We start from the raw sequence: 24837 nt of genomic DNA, 5'->3' as shown, positions 1-24837 counted from the left end.
AAAAATTTTGTGAATTTAGGTATATTTACAAAACCTTAGGGAGAATTTTTCAAGCTTTATGTTTTTAACAAGCACTTTATTAATTTCTAGATGTAAGAACCCTTCATTCACCTTCATTAGGCAATTATTGGTTGTTATTTTTTTGTTGGGTATTTCATACGCTTCTTGGGCACAGTGTCCAGTATGGGTAGCCACAGAAAAAAAAGTGGTGGTTTTTTCTCCCAATATATTGAAAAATGAACCCTATCCAGATCCCGTTCCAATTCCTGTGAATGGAGCCCAAAATGCGGACATCAAATGGACTTGGACTCTAGCTGGAACCAATCGTGGACAGGAAATAGGTATTACAGATACGACCAAACTAAATACGACCTTCGATATCAAGAAAATCATTCAAAGTCATCAAGATTTAGAGGGGACTAGTTTCACTTTGACTTATTACATTACGGGTGTAGGAAAGGATGCCACGACTGGACTAGCTTGTCAGAGTTTTGCCACCATCGATGTGGTGATTTTAGTGAAAATACATCCTTACAATGTCATCACGCCTAACTCAGATGATACCAATGACGAGTGGTTTATCGATTATTTATACAATTATCCTGATGCCCAAATAGTTATATTTGATCGTTGGGGTCAGCCGGTCTTTGAGAGTACTGGTTATCAATATGAAGAGAGACCTTTTAAAGGGAAATTTAATGGGAAGGATTTACCATCTGGAACTTATATGTATAAAATCACTCCAAGTGAGGAATATGGTACTATTTATGGTAATCTAACTATTTTAAGATAAATATGAAGAGCTTATTAGACCAGCAGTTTCAGTCAGAGGGATTTGTTATCAGTCAAGTGGAAGACTTGCTGAATTGGGCTAGGGCAAGCTCTTTATGGCCTATGAGTTTTGGCTTAGCTTGTTGTGCTATCGAAATGATGCAAGCCTTTGCTTCTGGATATGATTTGGATCGATTTGGGGTATTTCCTCGTCCTTCCCCTAGGCAGTCTGACGTGATGATTGTGGCGGGTACTGTTACATTTAAAATGGCTGACCGCATACGCAGATTGTATGAACAAATGCCTGAGCCTCGTTATGTAATTTCCATGGGTTCATGTGCTAATTGTGGTGGCCCTTACTGGGACCATGGATACCATGTAGTGAAGGGGGTTGACCGTATTATTCCTGTGGATGTTTATGTGCCAGGTTGTCCACCGAGGCCAGAGGCATTATTGGGAGGGATTATCAAATTGCAGGAAAAAATCCAAAAGGAAAGTTTAGTGGTCCCTGCCCGAATTTTGGAAGCTATCTCTTAAGAAATTCCCATGAACTCCATATCAGCCATCAAAGAATTAATTGAACAGCATTTGGGGATAAGTATATCCATGGATGAGCCAAGAGGCCAGTTGACCTTAGGTGTGGATGAATTGGTACCTGTTTGCGATTTATTATGGCGTAATCCGGCCACCTATTTTGACTCATTGTCCTGCTTGACAGCCATAGATAATGGCCTTGAGGCAGGTACCTTGGAAATTATTTATACCCTATATTCTATTCCAAACCACCTGACTTGCCATCTTCGTTTAGAATTGCCTCGCTTGGATTCAGCAGGAGCTTTGCCTGAAGTGCCGACTATTTCTCATATTTGGAAAACGGCCGACTGGCACGAGCGGGAAGCTTATGATTTGGTGGGAGTTAAATTCAAAGATCATCCTGATTTAAGAAGAATTCTATTGCCAGAAGATTGGAAAGGTCATCCTTTAAGAAAGGACTATGATGACCCAGATACTTACCATGGAGTTAAGGTAAAATACTAAGCGAATGAAAATAGCAGGATTTACTTTCATTCGAAATGCAATCAAAAATGATTATGCGATCTTGGAAGCGATTAACTCCATCTTGCCCATTTGTGAAGAAATGGTGGTGGCCGTTGGTCAATCAGAAGATGACACTTTAGCCTTAATTCAATCGATAGCTTCACCTAAAATCAGGATTGTAGAAACGGTTTGGGATGAAAGCCAAAGGGAAGGAGGGAGGACCTTTGCCTTGGAGACGGACAAGGCTTATGCTGCCATTTCTCCAGATACCGATTGGGCATTTTATATTCAAGGAGATGAATGCGTTCATGAGGATGATTTGCCTATCATCAAACAGTGTATGGAGCATTATTTGTCAGATGAAAAGGTGGAAGGTTTACTATTCAATTACCGTCATTTTTACGGTTCCTATGATTTTGTGGCCGTTTCTAGGCGTTGGTACCGTAGAGAAATTAGGGTCGTGAGATTTAATTCAGCTGTACACTCTTATAAGGATGCGCAAGGTTTCAGGAAGGATGGGAGAAAGATGTTTGTGAAACATATTCCGGCATGTATATACCATTATGGTTGGGTGAAACCTCCTCAGGGTTTAAATAATAAGGTTAGAAACTTCACCCAATTTTATCATGATGACGATTGGTTAGCTGCCAATGTTCCTCCAAATTATCAATTCGACTATGGCAATGCCGAAAGATTGACCAGATTTGAGGGTACGCATCCACAGGTTATGCATGACCGAATAGCTCAGCAGAATTGGCCTTTTCAGGTGGATGCTAAGGAGCTGAGGAAGCGGATGAGTTGGAGAAGAAAGATTTTACAACAAATAGAGGATTGGACTGGAAAGCGGATTGGGGAATATAGAAATTATCGAATAATCGACTGATGGAGCCACAAATTTCCTATTTCTCGCCTGCTAATTCTGAGGATAAACCTTTTTTTTCAATTTTGATTCCTACTTGGAACAATTTGGCATTTCTTCAAAATTGCATTCGCAGCATTCGGACACATTCTACTACTTCCTACCAATTGGTGGTGCATATCAATGAAGGATCTGATGGAACCTTGGAATGGATTCAAGCGCAAGGAGATATAACCTATTCCTATAGCCATGAAAATGTAGGAGTTTGTTATGCCATGAACGCCATGCGTAAATTGGCCACTGCAGACTATCTATTGTATCTAAATGACGACATGTACGTCTTACCTAATTGGGATGGAATATTGAAAGAGGAGGTTTTAAGCTGTCCCAATCATTATTTTTTTATATCAGCCACCATGATTGAGCCTAGTGCTCAAAGTAATTGCTCGATTGAGCAAAATTATGGAACTACTTTAGCCAATTTCGATGAAGAGCGTTTGTTGAAAGAGTGGAACCATTGGGAAAAAAAGGATTGGCAAGGAAGTACCTGGCCACCCAATGTGGTGCATAAGGATTTATGGGATCAGGTAGGAGGTTATAGTATAGAATTTTCCCCTGGAATGTATTCAGATCCAGATTTTTCCATGAAATTATGGCAGGCAGGAGTGCGGCTATTTAAAGGGGTAGCGCGAAGTCGTGTGTACCATTTTGGTTCAATTTCGGTCAAGCGAGTTAAACAAAATAAAGGTTATTATCAATTTATTCGTACTTGGGGTATGAGTTCAGGTACTTTTTCTAAATATTATTTACAAAGAGGTAAGCCCTTTACAGGCCCTTTGGAGAAAAAATGGATACCCTTTTGGGTTCATTGGAAAAACGGGTATTATCGATGGCGTTTATGGTTTAATAAATAGCGAACAGTAATTTAAATGGGTATAGCCATTTACCCAAGGCCCCTTTTTTCTTGTAGGCCAGCATGCTATCTCGGTATTTCATGACTAAGTACATTCTGCGGAATCGGTGCAGTAAACTCTTGGAGCAAAAATCATAGGCAAGCATCAGCAGTACTTCTTTTTCCTCTTTTTTTTCTTGGGGACAGATCTCGGCCAGCAATTGAACGCGCTGTTGTATACGTTTATCACGCTGTTTTCTTGTTTGATACAATTTGGGAGCCGTTTTCAGGTTAGCTCCGATGGCGTTTTGATTGTGTTGCCTGTAATCCACCAGAACTTCGGGCAAGTAAGTAATGCCTTGAAAACAGGTAGCTAGAAATCCGATATAATAGTCATGAGAAACAAAACGAGGGAAAGGGAAAGCTGTTTTCAAGATGTTTTTTCGGAACAACATGCTATGACCTGGCGCCCAGGCACCAAAAGTATACATCAATGGCGAATGATAAGAAATTTGATTTTTGATGTCAGACATTCTAGTTGCCAACAGATTGCCCTTTTCATCCATCAACTGAGAATTCGAGTAAATAAGAGAGAAAGTACTTATGGATTCATATAATCGACTTATTTTATGACTTTTCCAGCGGTCGTCCTGGTCTGAGAGAGCAATCCAATCCCCTTGAGCCAGCTGGATGGCATGCTCAAAACACCCAATGTACCCTAAGTTTTCTAAGTTTTGATAAATTTTAATGCGACTATCTTTTTGTGCGAATTGTTGTAAAATGGACCAAGTATTATCAGATGAGGCATCATCAACATAAATAAATTCTAGGTTTGGATAATCCTGATCCAAGTGGCATAGAATCTGTTCTTCGATAAATTTCTCGCCTTGGTAACAAGCCATAACGATAGAGATCAATGGCGGAATCTGGCTCTTATTCTTGGAGGAGGGCATGGAAAGGGTATAAATTCTAAAGTAGTTTATTAAAATTATAGTAATTTGGCCTAAATTTAAGAAAGTTTATCATTGAAAACCTATCTCCGATTACTTAGTTACGCAGTCTCCATTCGGAAGTATATCTTTCCTTATTTTGGTTTTTCATTGTTGGCCAGTTTGTTTGGTATCTTAAATTTTACCTTGCTGATTCCATTATTGAATGTATTATTTAATCAAGCTGGTACTGCTAATATTACTTTATATCGAAATTTGCCTGAATTCAGTTTTTCACCAAGTTATTTTTCCTTTGCCTTCAACCATTATTTTTATGGGGCTTTGGAACAATATGGACGGATTGGAGCATTGCAGTATGCTTGTGGGGCCATCATGATATCCGTGATTTTGTCCAATATCTTTCGCTATTTTTCTCAAAGAGTGTTAAAGACGGTCGAGGCAGATACCATTGCTTCCTTACGTCAAGCGGTTTTTGAACAAGCAATTCGCTTGGATTTAAGCTATTTTAGTGATCGAAAGAAGGGGAATTTGATGTCTCGTTTAACCACGGACGTACAAGAAGTGGAGAATAGTATTGGTCGAGCTTTCACAGCCACCTTCAAAGAAATATTTTCATTGGTCTTATTTTTTGTCTTTTTAGCCAGCATGTCGGTCAAGCTGACATTATTTTCACTTATGATTTTGCCACTTTCGGGTGGAGTAATTGCTACCATAACTAGGAGGCTAAGAAGGGCAGCAGGAGAAGTGCAACAGCATTTAAGTGGCTTGATTAGTTTATTAGATGAGACATTTGGTGCTATGCGTGTGGTGAAAGCCTTCCGCGCGGAGCCCATGATGGATGAACGATTTCAACAGGAGAATGGAAAATATCGTAACTCTTTGTTGAAAATGGTATTCCGACAAGAATTGACTTCACCTGTTTCAGAAAGCTTGGGTGTTTTGGTGGTTACGGGCATTTTGCTGTATGGAGGTACTTTGGTGATTTCAGGCGAGGGTGAATTAAGTGCTTCCACCTTTATTGCTTTTATTGCTACATTTTCTCAGGTTATGCGACCAGCCAAAGCCATTGCTGATGCCTTTAGTGGCATTCAACGTGGGGTTGCAAGCGCAGATAGGATTATCGAAATATTGGATACACAGCCGAGCATCCTAGCAGAAGAGCCAATTATTTCCAAGAGGCAGTTGGAACGCAGTATTATTTTTGATCAGGTGAGTTTTTCCTATCAGTCAGATAAATTGGTTCTAGATCAAATAAGCTTTGAATTACCCAAGGGGAAAACGATTGCTTTGGTAGGATCATCGGGTGGAGGTAAATCTACCTTAGCTGATTTGCTTCCTCGTTTTTATGATCCCATGGCTGGTCAAATTTTGATTGATGACGTACCCATCAAACAAGTGCCTTTGGAAGATTTGCGTTCCATGATGGGGATAGTAACTCAAGAATCTGTTTTATTCAATGATACCATTTTCAATAATATTGCCTTTGGAACTCAGGCAAGTCAGCAGGAAGTAGAAGAAGCGGCTAAAATTGCCAATGCCCATGAGTTTATCATGGCAAGCCCGGATGGATATCAAACAGTGATTGGAGACCGAGGGTCTAAGTTATCGGGAGGGCAGAGGCAACGCATTTCAATCGCTCGGGCGGTGTTAAAAAATCCTCCTATTTTAATTTTAGATGAAGCTACCAGCGCATTAGATAATGAATCTGAGAAATTAGTACAAGCTGCACTTACCAATTTGATGAAGCATAGGACGGTGTTGGTGATTGCACACCGACTGAGTACCATTCAGCATGCTGATCAAATATTGGTCATTCAAAAGGGGAAAATAGTAGAGAGAGGGACACATGAAGAACTAATCAGTCAGCCTAAAGGACTTTACGCGAAATTGAGTCATCCGAAAAATCATAGTCATGGAAATGATGCTTGATTTATCAAGATTTCATTAGTAATTCCATTTAGAAAAGGGTAATTTTGCGTTCGAATTGTAAAACCAGCATTCATTACTATGTCATCCTCATTATTAGCACAAAGAATTCAGGCTTTAGAAGAGTCATCCACATTAGGAATGACCAAAAAAGCGCGTGAATTAGCCGCCCAAGGTCATAAAGTTATAAGTTTATCAGTAGGAGAGCCAGATTTTAAAACTCCAGCACACATTTGCGAGGCTGCCAAGAAAGCCATTGATGATGGTTTTCATGGATATTCTCCCGTAGCAGGTTATCCAGATTTGCGTATGGCTATTGCTAATAAATTAAAACGCGATAATGGATTAGAGTGGGCTTCAGAAAATATTGTGGTTTCTACCGGTGCCAAACATTCTTTGGCCAATGCTATTGCGGCTTTGATTGATCCAGGTGATGAAGTGATTATCTTTTCCCCCTATTGGGTTTCCTACTCTGAAATGGTCAAATTAGCGGAAGGAACTTCCGTGATTGTTCAAGGTTCTTTTGAGAATAATTTTAAAGTAACTGCAGAGCAATTTGAAGCAGCTATTACGCCAAAGACTAAAATGGTGATGTTTGCTTCACCAAATAATCCAACAGGATCGGTATATACAGAATCAGAATTACGTGACATTGCCAATGTGGTAGCTCGTCATGAGCGCATTTTTGTTTTGGCAGATGAAATTTACGAATACATCAATTTCACTCAAGGGGGCCATTTTTCTATTGGTTCCATTCCTGAAATTAAAGACCGTGTCATTACGGTTAATGGAGTAGCTAAAGGCCACGCCATGACAGGTTGGAGAATCGGTTTCATTGCGGCTGCTAAATGGATTGCAGATGGTGTGGAGAAATTGCAGGGACAGGTAACCTCTGGAACTAATTCCATTGCTCAAAAAGCGGCTGTTGCGGCTTTCAATGGCACCTTAGATCATGCACATGAAATGAAAGCTGCATATGACCGTCGCCGTAAATTGGTAGTTGGTAAATTGCGTGAAATAGAAGGATTTAAAGTAAATATGCCAGATGGTGCATTTTATGCTTTCCCAGATATTTCTTATTTCTATGGAAAATCAGATGGGAAAACCACCATCAATGACTCCGATGATTTCTGTAATTGGTTATTGCAGGAAGCACATGTAGCTACCGTGGCTGGTTCAGGCTTTGGAGCGCCAAATTGTATGCGTATTTCGACTGCTGCTGCTGATGCACAATTAGAAGAGGCTTGTGAGCGTATTAAAAATGCGGTTGCGAAATTGAAATAGTAAATACTTAGGTTCATAGAAAAGGTTAGCCTAACAGCTAACCTTTTTTTTAAAAAAAACTATAGCATTTGAGGGATTATTACTTTTTTAATGTCTGACTCAGCATACTAAATCCTATGATGGCCGAAACCAAGGAAGCTAATAAAATGCTGAATTTGGATACATCCACAATGGCCTCCTGATTAAACGATAGGTTGGTGATAAAGATGGACATAGTAAAACCAATACCCCCCAAAAAGCCAACACCCACAATGGAGGCCCAAGATAAATCTTTGGGTAATTTGCTGATGCCTAGACTAGCAGATAGGAAGCAAAATAAAAATATACCGATGGGTTTGCCCAAGCTTAAACCAGTAAATATCCCAAGACTATAGCTTTCCAATAACTTACTGGTGGTATCCGTATTCAATATAATTGCTGTATTGGCCAATGCAAATATGGGTAAAATAATGAAGCTGACGGGTTTGTGTAAAAAGTGTTGGATTTTAGTTGAAATCGAATGATGATCGCCCTTATCAAATGGAATGGCAAAAGCCAATAGCACACCCGTGATAGTAGGATGAACACCCGATTGACCCATAAAATACCACATCACTATACCACCCAATAAATACAGTGGAATAGATCTTATTTTGGCAAAATTCATTCCTCCTAAGATGGCAAAAGTTCCCAATGACAGGAATAAATTGGTCCAATCCAAACCGCTCGAATAAAAAGTGCCTATGATCACAATGGCGCCCAAATCATCAATTACCGCCAAAGCAGTTAAAAATATTTTTAGAGACAAGGGCACTTTATTCCCTAACAAAGAAAGGATTCCAAGTGCGAATGCGATGTCAGTCGACATAGGTATGGCGCTGCCTGAAATGCTTTCAGTTCCATAATTAAATAAGGTGTAGATGATTACTGGTACCACCATTCCACCCAAAGCCCCAATGATCGGGAAGGAAGCTTCTTTGATTTTTGAAAGTTCACCAATGTAGATTTCTCGTTCCAGTTCTAACCCAACCAAGAGGAAAAATATGGTCATCAAGCCATCATTGATCCAATGCTCAAAAGCATGTCCAAATATGGGTGTCTTCCAGAGCTCATGATAATCACTTCCCCAGGCCGAATTGCTGACGTAAAGAGAAAACAGGGTGCAAAAAATCAGGATAATTCCACTCGATTTTTCGCTTTCAAAAAACTCTTTAAATAATTTGGTGACTTTCATGTATGGCGTTGATGAAGGAAGAATTAAAATCGGTAACTGATGCTGGCAGCATAATAGTTCGGTGCGATTCTAGGCTCCCATTGTAAAGCTTGTTTGTCAGAGAAGAGCTTTTTCAATTGGGGATATATGCAATAAGCCAATTCTGCAGAGGCAATGCCAATCCCAGCGCCAACGAGGACATCACTTAACCAATGCTCGTGATTGGCTATTCGCAAGTAAGCAGTACTGGCGGCTAGCGTATATCCTGTGACAGCCAGCCAAGGATATTCCTTACCTATTTCTTTAGCTAAAACTCTTGCGCCAAAAAAGGCAGTGGCTGAGTGACCCGAGGGAAATGAATATTCTTCCCCATTGGGTCTGGTTTCTTGAATAATTCTTTTTAAGCCTTGAGTGCTTAGGGCATAGATTCCTGTACCTAAAATAAATAAACCTACTTGCTCCTTTCCTGCATGCACAGCCTTGGCTCCAAGTAAACGAGCACCAATATGTACCAGTGTGGGACTATATTGAAGAAAATCATCTGCCTGGCTATGGAAGTTGGCATAATTATCATGATGCCAAGTAATTTGTTGGTCTCGGGCGCCTTGATTATAAAGTAGGGCACCTCCTAGTCCCAAGCCTATACTCGCTACCCAAGGTTTTAGTTTATTTTCCTTCTTCTCTTGGCCTAAGATGGGTTGAGCAATGATTAAAACAGAAAAGATTAATAAGTAAATGGATTTGAAAGAAAGCATTATTTTTCTTTTAGTAAATTTTGAATAGTTTTTTCAAACTCTTGTACCCAGTCCGTGTAATATAATCCCGTGCCTGGTCCAGAAAAACCAGTGTGTATTTCTCTCACTTTCCCTTTTTTATCAATTATAAAAGTGGTAGGGTATCCATAAAATTTGTTTAACATCGGAAAAACCTGAGCGATGGTCTCATCATTAGGCACACCCCCAAGCACGATCGGGTAATCTATGCCAATTTTTTTCTTAAAATTTTCAATTTTGGGACCAGAAACGACCATCTCTGGAGAATACTCAAAAGAAACACCGACTACCTCCACTCCTTTCGATTTATTCTTGGCATAAAATGGAGCTAAAAATCTCGCCTCATCAATGCAGTTGGGGCACCATGAGCCCATAATTTCCACTATGACAACCTTGTTTTTAAATCGCTCGTCAGACAGGTTGATATTCTCCCCCTTTGGAGTAGGGAGATTGAAATTTAATCGATCGTAACCGGGTTTTAAAAAGGTTAATTTTTTTAAATCAGGTAAACTCGCCTTGGGGTCTAGTTGGCCTTTCACCTCTTTTTTAGTGGCAAATCCAGAAAACAATGTTCCTGAGATTTCCTTGCCAGTCACTTTAGTTTTAAACAAAAGAACAAAGCTGCCATCAAAATAGCTGATAAATAGACTGTCTCCGGACACATTTCCTTGTAAGAAACGGTAGTCTCCAGAAGTTTGTAATATCGATCCAGTTACTTTATTTCCTTTTTGCTGGAATACACCTACACTAGGCGTATGCTTGTCGTCCACGGAAATATCCACATTCCATTTCCCGCTTACATTGACCGTTGGTGTTTTCAGTTTGCTAAAACGTTCAGTGGAACCAAATTGAGCTTGGAAAGGTAGCTGATTGACAAATTTCCCATTTCTTTTTTTGATCCAATAACCCCTCATTTGTTGCTGGTTATCTAGCGAGGCAACCAGTTCAGAATCATACAGATCAAAAGGGATAACCAAGGAATCACCCCGAAAAAAAGATTCACCCAGGTGAAAGCTTTCGGAACCGTTGATTACTTTAATTAAAAATGTATTTTTCTTCTTGCCAGGAGCAACATGTAGATTAAAAGGCAGGCCGCCACCTTGCGACTGTAGCTCAGCTCTCCATGGACCCAATTTAGGAGCTTGCGAGTTTTGAGCTGATAGATTGAAAGTGACTTGGCAGGCAATTAAAATACTTAATATGTATTGTTTCATCATGATGTAGAAATGCTTGTGCACAAAGATAGGACAAAGCAAGGCGGCTTTAAAAAAAATGAGGACAAATTCCCAAATTGATAAAAAGGAGCACAGGATAATTTGTAAATTTGTTTGGAATGAACCCTATGATTGAGAACCCTTACCATACCTCCGTTTTATTGCATGAATGCGTTGAAGGTTTAGCCATAAAGCCGGCAGGCATTTATGTGGATGTTACCTTCGGTGGGGGTGGACATTCCAGAGCTATTTTGGATAAATTGGGACCAGATGGACGATTATTCGCATTTGATCAAGATCCAGATGCTTGGAAACAAGCAGAGAAAATAGAGGATGATCGATTGACTTTGATTACGGCCAATTTCCGATATATCCAGAAATATTTACGTATACATGGGGTTAAACAAGTGGATGGGATTTTGGCGGATTTTGGAGTGTCGTCTTTTCAGTTGGACGCTGCCGAAAGAGGATTTTCCATTCGCTTTGATGGTCCTTTGGATATGCGCATGGGACCTTTTGCCTCCAGAGATGCGGCAGAGGTGTTGAATAGCTATTCAGCAGATCAATTGCAGAAGATTTTTGGCATGTATGGAGAGATAAAAAATGCCAAAACATTGGCCCAGGCAGTACTTCAAGCCAGGACTCAAAAAGCACTAAAAACGACATCGGAATTCAAAGAAATATTGGCTAAATTAGCTCCAAGATCCCGTGAGTTTAAGTACTTTGCTCAGGCCTTTCAAGCAGTCCGCATCGAGGTAAATCAGGAACTAGCGGTGATTGAGGAATTTTTAGAACAAGCGGCGGCAGTTTTAGCCCCTGAAGGGAGATTGGTCATTTTATCTTTTCATTCCTTGGAAGATCGATTGGTCAAAAATTTCATTCGTACAGGAAATTGTCAAGGGAAAGAGGACAAGGATATGTTTGGGGTGGTGCATAAACCTTTGGAGTCTGTCATACGTAAACCTATTACTGCTTCAGAAGAAGAATTACAAAGAAATTCTCGTTCAAGAAGCGCTAAATTGAGAATAGCAGTTAAAATATAAGATGGCAAAACAAGTTTCAGATACCGAACGACAGGCCTCCAAGTCTTCTGTTCCTAAAGAAGGAATCTTGGATTTGTTGTTCAATATGGACCCATTGACAGGTGGCGAATTACCCATGAAATTGGTGTACCGAATTACCCATATAGCTATTTTAATTATTGGTTACATCTATTATTCCATGTTGGCGGATGGCAAGATCCATCAGATAGCTAAGACAAAGGCAGAATTAGAGGAAATCCGGGCGGATTATACTACTCAGAAAGCAGAATTTATGAAGATAGGGAAGCAGAGCTACTTGGCGGGTGCCATGAAAAAATATTCCCTGGAGGTAAGTTTAACCCCACCGACTAAAGTGGTGGTGGATCAGTCCAAAGAAAAGTAAAAGTATCGAATAGTATATGGCAGTTGGTAAAAGACAAAACATACGTGAAATTATCACCAAGCGTTTTATTGGTTTTTTTATCTTGGTGGTGATGCTGTTTGTGGTATTACTTTTTAATTTATACAAAATTGTTTTTATCAATGGCGAGATATTACGCAATGACGTATTTAATACCTACATCAAAGAGCGAAGTGTAGATGCTACTCGCGGAAATATTTATTCGGATGATGGAAGTTTGCTAGCTACTTCTTTGCCAAAATATCGTTTAGGTTTAGATCCATCCGTTTATAATCGAAATGCAATTTCAGAAAAGAATTTTAAGGAGCATATTGATGAATTGGCCAATGCTTTAGCTAATTTTTTCCAAGATCGATCAGCCGAAGAATATAAAAATAAAATAGTTGCAGCAAAAAAGAGCGGTAAAACTTACTTATTGCTTAATAATCGTTTACTCGATTTTCAGGAGCGCAAAAAAGTGGCCAAATTCCCTTTGTTTAATTTAGGTGAGGCTACCAAAACGGGGATTGTTTTTGATAAAGTCAATGTTCGTTATGCCCCCTTTGGTCAAATGGCTTATCGAACCGTGGGTTATTTGAAAGATAAGGTAGCAGTGGGTATTGAAGGTAGTTTTAATGCAGAGCTGAAAGGGACACCGGGGAAAGGCTTTTTTGAGAAAATGGATAAAAATACTTGGCGGCCCGTGGAAGGTGGGGAGGAATCAGTGCCAAAGCCAGGATTGGATATTTATACAACGTTAGATATCAACATTCAGGATATTGTGGAATCTGCCTTGATGAAAGCTATGACCACCTACGAAGGTGATTATGGCGTGGTGATTGTGATGGAAACAGCTACTGGAGAGATTAAGGCAATTTCCAATTTATCTAAGAATAGCAATTCCCCAACGGGATATTCGGAGAGTTTCAATTATGCTATCCGAGAGGCTAGAGACCCGGGGTCAGTTTTTAAATTACCATCCATGATGGCCATGTTAGAGGAAGCGGATTTACCTTTGGATATGCCTGTTTCTACCGGCAATGGTAAATATCATCATTACAATGGAACTATGTCTGATTCCCATCCCATGGGAACTATCTCCGTGGCACAGGTCATAGAAAGTTCTTCAAATGTGGGTACCATGGTTTTGATGAAGAAGGTTTTTTCAAGCAAGCCAGCTAAATTTTACGATTATCTAAAGAAGTATCATTTAATTGAATCTTTACATTTTCAAATACAGCCTAACCCTAAGCCTAACTTTCCAGTTCCAGCCAAATGGGATGCGTTTCAATTGCTTTGGTCATCTGTGGGATATTCGACCCAATACTCTCCTTTGCAGTTGATTGCATTTTATAATGCCATTGCCAATAATGGATATTGGGTACAACCCATTATCGTAAGTAAGGCTACCCGAGCAGATGAAGTAGTGATTGATTATCGATCAAAACAAGTTCGAGATGCCAGTCCGCTATGTTCTCCTAAAACCCTAGAAAAAATCCAAACGATGTTAGAGGGTGTCGTGACTCGAGGTACCGCCAATAACATCAAGGGAACTTCCTATGGGATAGCAGGTAAAACAGGTACGGCCCAAAGAATCATCAATGGACGATATATTCCTGGGAAATACTATACCTCATTTATTGGTTATTTCCCTGTTAAAAAACCGAAATATACCATATTGGTATCCATTGATAATCCACAAGGACATGCGGAGGCTACCTACGCCCGTCAGGTAACGGCGCCTGTATTTAAAGAGATTGCGGATAATATTTATTTGAGAGATATGAAGTTGCACCGCAAATTATCGGGTACATTACCTGATTCTTTGAACACGGCATCTTTGAGTCATACTGTTCATCCCATGGATCAGTCAATTTTATATTCCAGCCTTGGATTGCCTAGAGTGGAAGAGGACGGAAGTTGGCTCGAGTTTAAAATGGACAAGCAAACTGTGCAAAATACACCACTCAGCTTTCCTGCTAAAACGGTTCCGAATGTGGTGGGTATGAATTTACGAGATGCCTTATTTGCCTTAGAAAACAGAGGCTTAAAAGTGAAAGCCAATGGCCTGGGAACTGTAGTTAGTCAGTCGATTCCTCCAGGAAGCCCGACTCGTAAAAACCTTTTGTTGCAAATTCAACTCCGATAATATGTTATCTGTTCAGTCTTTATTTCAGTCGATACCAGTAATCAACTTATTGGGAAATGAACAATCGGTAGCAAGTTTGTGCTTTGATTCTAGGAAGGCGAAAGAGGGTTCTTTGTTTTTTGCGATTAAAGGAACTCAAGTAGATGGCCATCAATTTTTGCCGCAAGTATATGAGCAAGGATGTAAAACTTGGGTGGTGGAACAAATACCGACTGAAATTCCTTCGGATGTGACTTGTGTACAGGTAGCAGATTCCAATGAGGCCTTGGCTTTAGCAGCAGCTGAATTTTATGGTCATCCCTCCAAATCCTTGAAATTGGTAGGTATTACGGGAACCAATGGTAAAACTACTAGCGTCACCTTATTATTTGAGTTGTTTAGAAAATTAGGTCACCGCTGTGGTTTAATTTCCACGGTTCAAAATAAGATTCAAGACCGCGTTATTCCTGCCACACATACCACGCCTGATTCGCTTAGTTTACAGGAATTACTGAAAGAAATGAAGGATGAGGGCTGCACCCATGTATTTATGGAGGTTAGTTCGCATGCGGTGGTTCAAAAGCGCATTTTTGCCGTTGAGTTTCATGGGGCCATTTTTTCCAATATTACTCGAGATCATTTGGATTTTCATGAGACATTTGATGCCTACATTGCAGCTAAGAAAGGATTTTTCGATGCATTGACCTCAAAGGCCTTTGCCCTTACCAATGTGGATGATAAGCGAGGTATGGTCATGTTACAAAATACCAAGGCTAAAAAATATAGTTATGGTTTGTTAAATGCTGCAGATTTTAAGGCCAAGATCATAAGTAATGGAATAGCTGGTTTGCAGTTGGATATCAATGGTCATCAGGTACATGCTCAACTTATAGGGACATTTAATGCCTATAATTTATTGGCAATTTATTCCACTGCCGTAATCATGGGAGAAGATCCTATGGAAGTGTTGATACAGTTGTCCAGCCTCAAAACCGCACCAGGGCGCTTTGAGCAAATGGCAGGCAAACAACATAAAATGGCCATAGTCGATTATGCACACACGCCTGATGCATTGGAAAATGTTTTGAAAACCATTCAAGCTATACGTAATAAACATCAGCAAATCATTACTGTAATAGGTTGTGGAGGAAACCGTGATGCGGGTAAAAGACCAATCATGGCAGCATTAGCGGCCAAATATTCAGATGCTTTTGTGTTAACATCCGATAATCCTAGGAAGGAAAATCCTGAATTGATTTTAGATCAAATGGAAGCAGGTTTGAGTCAGGAAGAAAAGGCTAAGATGAATCGAATTGTGGATCGAAAAGCGGGGATATTTTACGCCATCCACCAATTGGCCCAAGCTGGAGATATTATTTTAGTAGCGGGTAAAGGTCATGAAACCTACCAAGAGATTCAAGGTGTGAAATATGATTTTGATGATAAACAGGTGATCAGAGAAGCTTTCGAAGCCTTGAATTAATTTGTACAAAGCTGTAAAATTTTGCATTTTTGCTTTTAATATCTGATCCAAAAACCCATATGTATGCTGTATTACCTCTTTGATTATTTAGATAAGCAATGGAACCTTCCAGGCGCAGGGGTATTTCAATATATTTCATTTCGGGTATTTATGGCCATTATTACGTCCCTTGGGATTGCGGCCATCTGGGGAAAGACGGTAATTTACCGCTTGCAACGCCTTCAAATTGGAGAAGAAATTCGTGATTTAGGTTTGGAAGGTCAAATGCAGAAAAAGGGGACCCCTACTATGGGAGGGTTTATCATTCTTTTGTCTTTGATTATACCCACACTACTTTTTGCAAAAATTACCAACGTTTACATTGTATTGTTATTGACTTCGGCTATCTGGTTAGGTGCTGTCGGATTTGCCGATGATTATATCAAGGTTTTTAAAAAGAATAAAGACGGCCTTTCTGGACGATTTAAAATCGTAGGTCAGATAGGTTTAGGTATCATTGTGGGCTTGACTATGTATTTTAATGAGCATATTAAAGTACGATTGTTTTCCAAAGTCAGTGTACTAGCGGATGGTTCCACTATTCAGTCTTTTACAGATCACAAATCTTTGATGACCACGGTTCCATTTTTGAAAAACAATCAGTTTGATTATAATATGTTATTGCCAGACTTCATCCCAGACCATTATGTTTGGGTAGTTTATGTTCTGGTGGTAATTTTCATTATTACGGCCGTTTCAAATGGGGCCAATATTACGGATGGACTCGATGGCCTAGCAGCAGGAACTTCTGTAATCATAGGTTTGACTCTGGCCATTCTTGCCTATGTATCAGGAAATAAAGTTTTCTCTCAGTATTTAAACGTAATGTTTATCCCTAACTCAGGTGAATTGGCCATATTTTGTGCGGCTTTCGTGGGTGCCTGTATAGGATTTTTGTGGTATAATGCCTATCCAGCTCAAGTATTCATGGGAGATACTGGAAGTTTAATGCTGGGTGGTGTGATAGCCACCTTGGCTATCGTTATTCGTAAAGAAATGTTGATTCCCGTATTATGTGGAATCTTTTTGGTAGAAAATCTATCTGTTATCATTCAGGTGGCCTATTTTAAATATACCAAACGAAAGTATGGTGAGGGTAGGCGCGTCTTCCTAATGTCTCCCTTGCACCATCATTTTCAAAAGAAAAATTATCATGAGGCTAAAATTGTCATCCGCTTTCTAATTGTGGGGATTATTTTGGCTGTTATTTCACTTGTCACATTAAAATTGCGCTAAGCACCCTCCGTTTTGAGTCAAATTCGCCTATTCCCGAGAAAAAAGTCTTTTCAAGAAATTATACCATTACCCGCTTCTAAGTCGGAAAGTAACCGTGCTTTGATTATCAATGCTTTGGCGGGAGGGGACTTGTCCAATCTCTCCAATTTAGCTGAAGCCCGCGATACTCAAACAATGATACGCTTATTGTCAGAAAATGGGGAAGTGGCGGATGTATTGGATGCTGGTACCACGATGCGCTTTTTGACTGCTTATTATGCCATTAAGGGCCAACCTAAAAAAATGACAGGAACTCCACGTATGTGTGAGCGACCTATAGGTATATTGGTAGATGCTTTAAGGACTTTGGGTGCAGATATTAGTTATTTGAATCAGGAAGGTTATCCGCCCATGCAGTTGAATGGATTTACATATGCTGGTAACAGGCAATTATCTATTCGTGGAGACGTAAGTTCCCAGTTTATTTCTGCTATCCTGATGTTGGCACCCTCGCTACCGGATGGTTTGGAACTGACAATTAGGGGTTCTTTGGGATCTAAGCCCTACATAGAAATGACTTTAGCTCAAATGCGCCATTTCGGTATTCAAGCTGAAGTGGATTGGAATAGAGCAATGATCAACATTCCTCCACAAAAATATCAAGTTCATCCTTTTGCTGTGGAATCAGACTGGTCTGGTGCCAGTTATTGGTATTCCATGGTTGCATTGTCGCCTTTTGAAGATAGTTCATTGGAGCTTTTGGGTTTAAAAGAGAATTCTTTACAAGGGGATTCCGCCATTCAACATATTATGGCAGAGATGGGTGTAAAAAGTACTTACACGGGTAGAGGATTCTTGTTGACTAAAATAAATGCTAAATCTAGCTTGACCTGGGATTTTACGGATTGTCCGGATTTGGCCCAAACAATTTGCGTAGTAGCTGCAGCAAAAAATATTCACCTCACCCTATTGGGAATAGAATCCTTAAAAGTGAAAGAAACAGACCGGGTTTTTGCCTTGCAACAAGAACTACGTAAAATTGGCGCTCAATTAGTGGAGGTGGAGTCTTGCCTGAGGTATGAGTTGACAAGCTCGAAACGAGCAGAAAGCAAATCAGTTCCTGAATTTGAAACTTACGATGACCATCGTATGGCGATGGCCTTTGCACCATTAGGCTTGCTTCAAGAAATCGTGATTCATGAACCAGGGGTAGTGGCTAAATCTTACCCTAGCTTTTGGTCACATGTGGATAAAATATTGGATTCGAAGCAATAAGTATACTGGATTTTTTTTCAGAATACATCAGAATTGCGCGATTTCCACTTAGATTTGACAACCTTTGGAAGGTTGTCAAATCTACAAGGTAGCAACAAGGCAACAGTAAGGCAACGACTAGGTAACAACAAGGTACACAGGGTATCAACAAGGTATTTGCATAAATTACGACATCACTAAATCAACAACGAATGAAAAAAATTCTACTGATTCTTTTGTGGGCAGTTCAGCCTATTCTTGCTCAAAAAACCATTATTCATTGTGGAAATTTTATCGATGTGAAAACATTGAAGGTTTGGCCAAAAATGTCCATCACGGTACAGGGGAAAAAGATTATAAGTGTTTCATCTGGTTATATTAATCCAGAAAAAGGTGATCAAGTTATTGATTTGAAAAATAGAACAGTCATGCCTGGATTGATTGATATGCATGTTCATTTGAGAAGTGAAACCAATCCCAATGCCTACCTGGATAAATTTGTTAAGAATCCAGGAGATCAGGCCTATCAAGCTTTAGTTTTTGGAAAGAAAAATCTGATGGCAGGATTTACCACAGTTCGCGACTTGGGTGGATTGATTAGTATTAGTTTAAGAAATGCTATTAATAGTGGTTTAGTAGAGGGGCCCAGAATATTTGCTGCTGGAGTAGCCATTTCTACTACGGGTGGACATATGGACGGAACTAACGGCGTAAATCAATATTTCACCAAAGATTTAGGCCCTGATGAAGGGGTAATAAACGGAGTTGATGAAGCTCGCAAAGCCGTAAGACAACGGTATAAAGAAGGATCAGATGTCATTAAAATAGCTTCTACTGGGGGAGTTTTAAGTTATGCTAAAGATGGCATGGGAGCACAATTTACGGTAGAAGAGGTGCAAGCCATAGTTCAAACAGCTAAGGACTATGGATTTAAAGTGGCTGCTCATGCGCATGGAGCAGAAGGTATAAAACGGGCCGTTTTGGGCGGGGTAAATTCCATTGAACATGGAACTTTTATGACAGATGAAATCATGGAATTAATGAAAAAGCATGGCACCTATTATGTGCCTACTGTGATTGCAGGTAGATCTACTGCGGACTCGGCAAAAATTCCTAATTACTATCCTGAAATGGTTCGTGCAAAAGCCTTAGCGATAGGTCCTATGATTCAATCTACTTTTGGTAAAGCTTATAAGGCAGGTGTTAAAATTGCATTTGGGACAGATGCTGGTGTATTTGGTCACGGTAAGAACGCTCGTGAATTTGAACTGATGCATGAAGCAGGAATGCCAGCATTAGAAACAATACAAACTGCCACAGTAAATGCCGCGGATTTATTAGGTCAAAGTGATATGTTGGGGTCTATTGAACCAGGAAAATGGGCTGATATCATCGCTGTGGATGGAAATCCTGCCGAGACGATTCAATCGATGAGTAAAGTGAAATTTGTCATGAAGGATGGCAAAGTGTACAAGAATGAATAGCCTGCCTATTCATTCTTGTTTTAGCGCAATACTGGAATTTGTTTTTTGAGTAACTCAAAACCTCCAAATAAAATCCCAGAGAATAGGAATTGGCTAATCAGGCTATTTTTTAGAAATGGTAGGCCCATGGCATAACATTGCATAAGACCGTTCCAATCTTTGGAATATACTAATTCATCTCCCACAATTGCAGTTCCCCAAGAAGGTAAATTTAACCATACAGTAAAGTTGGAAAGTAAAAAGAAACCTATCACCACCATAAGATTGGAACCTAGGAAGTTTAGCACTGTGATTCTATTTTTCAGCATGTAAGAACCCACCATTGAAATACCCACGAACAAAGCCATGTGAACTGGGGCGAATCCGAAGGAAAATCCTTGATAATACTGTGGGTAAACAAGATTATTTAATACCAAATTCGCCAACCAAATACTCAAAATGGTCCAAGAGATGGCAGCGGTTCTAGAACTAAAATAAGCACCAGCAAATAGGGCCATGGAAGTAATGGGAGAAAAATTTGCCCAAGCGGGTCCTGCTAAGATTAAAAGTCGACTAGCCACAGCTAGTAATAAAATGCAAATAAGGGTGAGCGTTCTTTTCGACATTACCTTAAAATTTGTAAGAATCTAATTGGGACAAAGAAAATAATTTCCAAAGGTAAAACAAAAGCCGTAATTTTATCTATTCGAATAGAATTTATGTATCGAGACTTGCCAAAAATCGGATTATTAGGAGGAGGACAGTTAGGGCGTATGCTCTTACAGGCAGGGGTAGATTTAGATTTTCAAATTTCCTGCCTAGATCCAGATTCTGAGGCGCCTTGCCATCGTTTGGCTTATGAATTCAAACAGGGCTCTTTTCAGGATTTTGATACCGTATATCAATTTGGTCAATTCTATGACCTGATTAGTATTGAGATCGAGCATGTAAATATCGATGCCTTGGAGAAATTAGAAGCAGAAGGGAAGCAAGTTTTTCCTCAGCCACATTTGCTTCGCATGATTCAAGATAAAAGAACCCAAAAGCAGTTTTTTCAACAATATGGTTTCCCTACAGCTGACTTTAGATTGATAGAATCCAGAGAGGAAATCAAAGAGCATATCGATTTTCTGCCGGCCTATCAGAAGCTAGGAAAAGGAGGCTACGATGGAAAGGGAGTTCAGCTGATTGCCCATGAGGGCCAAATATCAGATGGATTTGATGCCCCAGGTTTATTGGAAAAGGCGGTAGAATTTGAGAAAGAATTGGCTGTTATTGTAGCTAGAAACATACATGGTGAAGTCAAGGCTTTCCCCACAGTAGAAATGGTATTTCATCCTGTTCAAAATTTGGTGGAGTTTTTAATTTCTCCAGCAGCCATTTCGGAAGATGTTGAAAAGCAAGCAGTGGACATAGCTACCAGGTTGATTCAGGAAATGAAAATGGTGGGTTTGTTAGCCGTAGAGATGTTTTTGACCAAGGATGGACAGGTGTTAATCAATGAGGTCGCTCCTCGTCCACATAATTCAGGCCATCAGACCATTCGAGCCAATATGACCTCCCAGTACGAGCAGCATTTACGGGCGATTGCGGGACTTCCCTTGGGAGATACCTCCACCTCCGTATTTGCGGGCATGTTGAATTTGTTAGGGGAGCCTGGTCATACTGGAAAAGTAAAGTATGAAGGACTTTCGGAGGCGTTGGCTATTCCGGGAGTTTTTCCATTTTTATATGGGAAAAAGATAACTAAACCTTTTCGTAAAATGGGGCATGTAAGTATTATCGCAGAGAGTAGAGAAGCCGTGGAAGAAAAGGCCAATCAAGTTAAAAATATCATTCGTGTCATCAGTTAAGAAGCAATAATTTTAGGTATGGTAGGAATTATCATGGGTAGTAGTTCAGATCTTTCGGTCATGCAAGATGCGATCGATATCTGTCAGTCATTTGGTGTTGCTTATGAAGTGGATATTGTATCTGCCCATAGAACACCGGTAAAGATGCTTCAATACGCACAAACGGCTAAAGAGCGTGGAGTGAAGGTGATCATAGCGGGAGCTGGTGGTGCCGCTCATTTACCGGGTATGGTGGCTTCAGCTACTATTTTGCCCGTGATAGGTGTGCCTGTAAAATCCTCCAATTCCATTGATGGATGGGATTCTGTTTTATCTATTTTGCAAATGCCTAATGGAGTACCCGTGGCTACTGTAGCACTAAATGCTTCCAAGAACGCAGGTATTTTGGCGATTCAAATGCTAGCCATTGCAGATGAAGCTTTGGCTCATAAGTTAGAGACATACAAGCAAGAATTGGTAGAAAAGGTGGCTGAAATGAGCCAACAGACTAAATCAAATTGGAAGTAATTCATGAAAAATCCTTTTTCATTTATCAAAGATAGTTCTTCTTCGAAGCTCCCTTTAATCACTCTTTTGATATTATTGGTGACTTTGTTGGGATTAATGCTGGTAGGTTACGAGCATTTTTTGAGCCCTAAATCTGAAGAATTGGTCAAAGCTGAGAAGCTTAAATTGGAGGAGAATGAATCTTTATTAGAGGATCCAACTCCAGTTATCGTTGAATCCGCTGAGGATACAGTGCCTGCAAACCCTAGTCCTAATGCCGAATTGGCCATTTCTAGTGCTGAGAAGGAATTAGAGGAGCAAAAAAAGGAGGCGGAAGCCGAGAAGGTTCCTGATACTGAAGCCGTGAAAGATCTTGGTGGCAAAAGTCATAGCTATACAGTGGAAAAAGGGGAGACTTTTTTCGGTATTGCCAATCGATTTGGATTAAAGCCAGACCAATTAAAAGCTCTTAATCCTGGAGTAGATCCGAACGGAATCAAAGTGGGTGTAACGAGGTTGAACGTCAAAATTAAAGCCATTCACACCGTAGGTCCAGGAGATGTTCTTCGGGTAGTGGCAGCAAAATACGGGGTAACTAAAAAATCCTTGATGGAGGTAAATCACAAGGATCAAGATGTCACCTTGCGTGGGGAACAATTGATTATTCCTCTACATTAATGTGGTGCAGTATGCGTAAAATAGGGCTTTTGATAGTCTTATGTATATCAACTTACGCGAGCTTGGCACAATCTGTCCTTCGAACTTGTCAGGTCAGTCGAATCGATAGTCTTTCATGGAAAGACTTAGTTTGGATGTACGCGCAGCAAGATAGTCTGGATAGGATGTTGCCCATTCAAAATTTGACCTTAATTCTAGAAAATACCTCGGGTCAACGTTCAGAAAAAACCTATCAAGCAGATAGTACCTTTAGAATGGGTGGACAAGTGGATGAGTACCTTGCTCAGCGATTGCTCATTGATAAGCCAGATTTGACGGCCTTTTGGGCTTTGGAATTAGTCGATGATATCCAATTATTTCAATCCTTGAAAGATAGTTTAAATGCAAAATTTAAATTCAGGTATTATCGCATGCGCTATTCGTCTGAAACAAGGTCCTTGGCTCAACAAGGATTGTTACAAAAGCGAGGTCGTTCCAAAATTGCTCTTTCTATGCATAATTTTAGCCTGGCTGCCGATGTAGCCATCTACAGGAAAAAACGGTATTTGAAAAGAGGGCCCATGTATGATCAAATGGGCGCTTTGGCCAAAGAATTGGGGCTTTTTTGGGGAGGAGATTTTATTGGATTCCCAGATTTGGGACATATTCAAGCTTTTAAAAATTCAGCGGCACTACTCCGACAGCATCCTAATTTAGCTTTTGAATTTGAACATTTTAAAAGTAATTATGAATTAATTTATGAGCAAAAGGCTAATATAGGGAGAGAAGATTTGGTCCAAGATACCCAAGATTTATTGGAAGCCATGAATGAGTTTCGATTAAATCAAGCCTGCCTATGTCAATATGCTATGCCTGTGCCTCCCAGTGCCCAAGATTGGATAAAACTATATCAGCAGGATCCTAAACCTAGGATTCATGTCAATTTGCAGGAGCAATGGGCTTATGTACAGTGCGGAACGACCGGCTATTTTTTTCCATTGGGTAAATGGCAAAGAAAAATCAAAGGATAAACGAGTAGCCTCGTAAAAACTCCGCGATAGGCATACGCTTTTTGCCCTCCATTTGCCATTCCAATATTTGGATGTAACCATCCGCACAGCCCACTCTCAAATAAGTCTTTTGGTCAGAATCCCATACGCCAATACCTAAGTCGGGAATTACTTCTGGATGAAACTCCACGCGAATCAGCTTGCAATTTTTGCCTTGAAACGTAGTATGTGAGCCTGGAAATGGGTGCATGCCTCGCACTAAATTGATGATTTCCTTACCCGGTTTTGACCAATGTACTTCACCTGTGGCCCGATGTAATTTAGGTGCGGGTTTCATGTCACCAGTCAATACTTGTGGACTCGGATGGACATTTTTATCTTGTATGGCTTGAGCGGTCTTAACCACTAATTTTGCCCCTTTTTTCATCAGGCGCTCATATAGATCACCAGTGGTATCTGTTGGATAGATGGGCTCTTTTTCCTGAAATAATAAATCTCCCGTGTCGATTTCATGCTGAAGGAAAAAGGTAGTCACACCTGTTTCTTCCTCACCATTAATTACTGCCCAATGAATAGGTGCGGCTCCGCGGTAATTCGGCAATAATGAGGCATGTAGATTAAATGTACCCAATGGTGGCATATTCCAAACCGCCTCTGGTAGCATACGAAAGGCAACAATAACCTGCAAATCAGCTTGATATGACTTTAATTCTTCCAGAAATTCCGGGTCTTTTAATTTGATGGGTTGTAAAATTGGAAGCTGATGTTTTTCGGCATAAAGTTTGACGGGGGAAGCTTGGATTTGTTGACCTCGACCAGCAGGTTTATCAGGTGCAGTTACTACGGCCACTACCTGAAATTGAGCTTCCATCAAGGCCTCCAGACTAGCCACCGCAAAATCAGGAGTACCGAAAAAAATTATACGCAT

Annotated in this window: 24 protein-coding genes; 18 read left to right on the top strand and 6 right to left on the bottom strand. The window is 40.1% G+C overall.

Translation table 11 applies throughout. From position 1 onward, the window contains the following. The first annotated feature begins 58 nt into the window (after positions 1-58). The 5 genes from ESB04_RS04420 to ESB04_RS04400 are packed head-to-tail and all read left to right on the top strand — an operon-like array spanning position 59 to position 3582. Positions 59-793: a gliding motility-associated C-terminal domain-containing protein gene (locus tag ESB04_RS04420; protein ID WP_129026512.1), complete on the top strand. Its 735-nt coding sequence runs from the start codon at positions 59-61 to the stop codon at positions 791-793. Between the two features lie 2 nt (positions 794-795). Beyond that, positions 796-1308: an NADH-quinone oxidoreductase subunit B gene (locus tag ESB04_RS04415; protein ID WP_129026511.1), complete on the top strand. Its 513-nt coding sequence runs from the start codon at positions 796-798 to the stop codon at positions 1306-1308. 9 nt (positions 1309-1317) lie between these two features. After that, on the top strand, positions 1318-1809 hold the full coding sequence (locus tag ESB04_RS04410) for an NADH-quinone oxidoreductase subunit C (RefSeq protein ID WP_129026510.1): 492 nt from the start codon (positions 1318-1320) through the stop codon (positions 1807-1809). 4 nt (positions 1810-1813) lie between these two features. Continuing rightward, entirely contained in the window at positions 1814-2692 is an 879-nt protein-coding gene (locus ESB04_RS04405; RefSeq protein WP_129026509.1) for a glycosyltransferase family protein, read from the top strand. Next, entirely contained in the window at positions 2692-3582 is an 891-nt protein-coding gene (locus ESB04_RS04400; RefSeq protein ID WP_129026508.1) for a glycosyltransferase family 2 protein, read from the top strand. The genes ESB04_RS04405 and ESB04_RS04400 overlap by 1 nt, the downstream gene beginning before the upstream one ends. On the opposite strand, the gene ESB04_RS04395 is transcribed toward ESB04_RS04400, so the two are convergent. Continuing rightward, positions 3572-4513, bottom strand: coding sequence for a glycosyltransferase (locus ESB04_RS04395; RefSeq protein WP_129026507.1), 942 nt, complete (start codon positions 4511-4513; stop codon positions 3572-3574). The genes ESB04_RS04400 and ESB04_RS04395 overlap by 11 nt on opposite strands. 72 nt (positions 4514-4585) lie before the next feature. Here ESB04_RS04395 and ESB04_RS04390 point away from each other — a divergent pair, with 72 nt between their 5' ends. Both ESB04_RS04390 and ESB04_RS04385 read left to right on the top strand, forming a co-directional pair. After that, positions 4586-6439 carry an ABC transporter ATP-binding protein gene (locus ESB04_RS04390; RefSeq protein ID WP_129026506.1) on the top strand — a complete coding sequence of 618 codons (1854 nt, stop codon included), beginning with the start codon at positions 4586-4588 and terminating at the stop codon, positions 6437-6439. 78 nt (positions 6440-6517) lie between these two features. Then, positions 6518-7720 (top strand): pyridoxal phosphate-dependent aminotransferase, encoded by a 1203-nt coding sequence (locus tag ESB04_RS04385; RefSeq protein WP_129026505.1) that lies wholly within the window; start codon positions 6518-6520, stop codon positions 7718-7720. Positions 7721-7799: 79 nt separating this feature from the next. Here ESB04_RS04385 and nhaA read toward each other — a convergent pair whose 3' ends face one another. From nhaA to ESB04_RS04370, 3 genes are read right to left on the bottom strand one after another with little or no spacing between them, the layout of a single operon-like run. Beyond that, complete coding sequence (gene nhaA / locus ESB04_RS04380; protein WP_129026504.1) at positions 7800-8933, bottom strand: Na+/H+ antiporter NhaA; 1134 nt, start codon at positions 8931-8933, stop codon at positions 7800-7802. A gap of 23 nt (positions 8934-8956) precedes the next feature. Next, on the bottom strand, positions 8957-9667 hold the full coding sequence (locus ESB04_RS04375; RefSeq protein WP_129026503.1) for a phosphatase PAP2 family protein: 711 nt from the start codon (positions 9665-9667) through the stop codon (positions 8957-8959). Further along, positions 9667-10902, bottom strand: coding sequence for a peroxiredoxin family protein (locus ESB04_RS04370; RefSeq protein ID WP_129026502.1), 1236 nt, complete (start codon positions 10900-10902; stop codon positions 9667-9669). Before ESB04_RS04370 ends, ESB04_RS04375 begins: the two co-directional genes overlap by 1 nt. Before the next feature lie 125 nt (positions 10903-11027). Between ESB04_RS04370 and rsmH the strand changes: the two genes are divergently transcribed. The 7 genes from rsmH to ESB04_RS04335 all read left to right on the top strand — a co-directional run bounded on the left by rsmH (position 11028) and on the right by ESB04_RS04335 (position 19924). After that, the gene (gene rsmH, locus ESB04_RS04365) at positions 11028-11942 is read left to right on the top strand and encodes a 16S rRNA (cytosine(1402)-N(4))-methyltransferase RsmH (protein WP_129026501.1); all 915 of its coding nucleotides are present in this window, start codon (positions 11028-11030) and stop codon (positions 11940-11942) included. Between the two features lies 1 nt (position 11943). Beyond that, positions 11944-12324 (top strand): FtsL-like putative cell division protein, encoded by a 381-nt coding sequence (locus ESB04_RS04360; RefSeq protein WP_129026500.1) that lies wholly within the window; start codon positions 11944-11946, stop codon positions 12322-12324. Positions 12325-12340: 16 nt separating this feature from the next. Further along, positions 12341-14470: a penicillin-binding protein gene (locus ESB04_RS04355; RefSeq protein ID WP_129026499.1), complete on the top strand. Its 2130-nt coding sequence runs from the start codon at positions 12341-12343 to the stop codon at positions 14468-14470. Between the two features lies 1 nt (position 14471). Continuing rightward, positions 14472-15932, top strand: coding sequence for a UDP-N-acetylmuramoyl-L-alanyl-D-glutamate--2,6-diaminopimelate ligase (locus tag ESB04_RS04350; RefSeq protein WP_129026498.1), 1461 nt, complete (start codon positions 14472-14474; stop codon positions 15930-15932). Positions 15933-15995: 63 nt separating this feature from the next. Further along, positions 15996-17207 carry a phospho-N-acetylmuramoyl-pentapeptide-transferase gene (gene mraY, locus ESB04_RS04345; RefSeq protein WP_129026497.1) on the top strand — a complete coding sequence of 404 codons (1212 nt, stop codon included), beginning with the start codon at positions 15996-15998 and terminating at the stop codon, positions 17205-17207. 12 nt (positions 17208-17219) lie between these two features. Beyond that, positions 17220-18461 (top strand): 3-phosphoshikimate 1-carboxyvinyltransferase, encoded by a 1242-nt coding sequence (locus ESB04_RS04340; protein ID WP_129026496.1) that lies wholly within the window; start codon positions 17220-17222, stop codon positions 18459-18461. Positions 18462-18652: 191 nt separating this feature from the next. Continuing rightward, positions 18653-19924, top strand: coding sequence for a metal-dependent hydrolase family protein (locus ESB04_RS04335; RefSeq protein WP_129026495.1), 1272 nt, complete (start codon positions 18653-18655; stop codon positions 19922-19924). Between the two features lie 20 nt (positions 19925-19944). Here ESB04_RS04335 and ESB04_RS04330 read toward each other — a convergent pair whose 3' ends face one another. Continuing rightward, entirely contained in the window at positions 19945-20529 is a 585-nt protein-coding gene (locus ESB04_RS04330; protein WP_129026494.1) for a DUF6580 family putative transport protein, read from the bottom strand. Positions 20530-20622: 93 nt separating this feature from the next. Here ESB04_RS04330 and ESB04_RS04325 point away from each other — a divergent pair, with 93 nt between their 5' ends. From ESB04_RS04325 to ESB04_RS04310, 4 genes are all read left to right on the top strand, one after another. Beyond that, positions 20623-21756, top strand: a complete 1134-nt coding sequence (locus ESB04_RS04325) for a 5-(carboxyamino)imidazole ribonucleotide synthase (RefSeq protein ID WP_129026493.1) — start codon at positions 20623-20625, stop codon at positions 21754-21756. An 18-nt stretch (positions 21757-21774) separates the two neighbouring features. After that, a complete protein-coding gene (purE, locus tag ESB04_RS04320; RefSeq protein ID WP_129026492.1) occupies positions 21775-22263 on the top strand; it encodes a 5-(carboxyamino)imidazole ribonucleotide mutase in 489 nt (162 codons plus the stop codon). Positions 22264-22266: 3 nt separating this feature from the next. Further along, positions 22267-22920: a LysM peptidoglycan-binding domain-containing protein gene (locus tag ESB04_RS04315; protein ID WP_129026491.1), complete on the top strand. Its 654-nt coding sequence runs from the start codon at positions 22267-22269 to the stop codon at positions 22918-22920. Positions 22921-22982: 62 nt separating this feature from the next. Next, positions 22983-23930: a M15 family metallopeptidase gene (locus tag ESB04_RS04310; protein ID WP_164969593.1), complete on the top strand. Its 948-nt coding sequence runs from the start codon at positions 22983-22985 to the stop codon at positions 23928-23930. Here the strand turns inward: ESB04_RS04310 and fmt are convergent. Beyond that, positions 23920-24837 (bottom strand): methionyl-tRNA formyltransferase, encoded by a 918-nt coding sequence (fmt, locus tag ESB04_RS04305; protein ID WP_129026489.1) that lies wholly within the window; start codon positions 24835-24837, stop codon positions 23920-23922. The two genes, ESB04_RS04310 and fmt, sit on opposite strands and share 11 nt — an antisense overlap.

This window comes from Aquirufa rosea (genome assembly GCF_004118285.1).
Lineage (GTDB): Bacteria > Bacteroidota > Bacteroidia > Cytophagales > Spirosomataceae > Aquirufa > Aquirufa rosea.
Note: the sequence above shows the minus strand (reverse complement) of the source record. Positions and strands in the feature narration are given on the sequence as shown.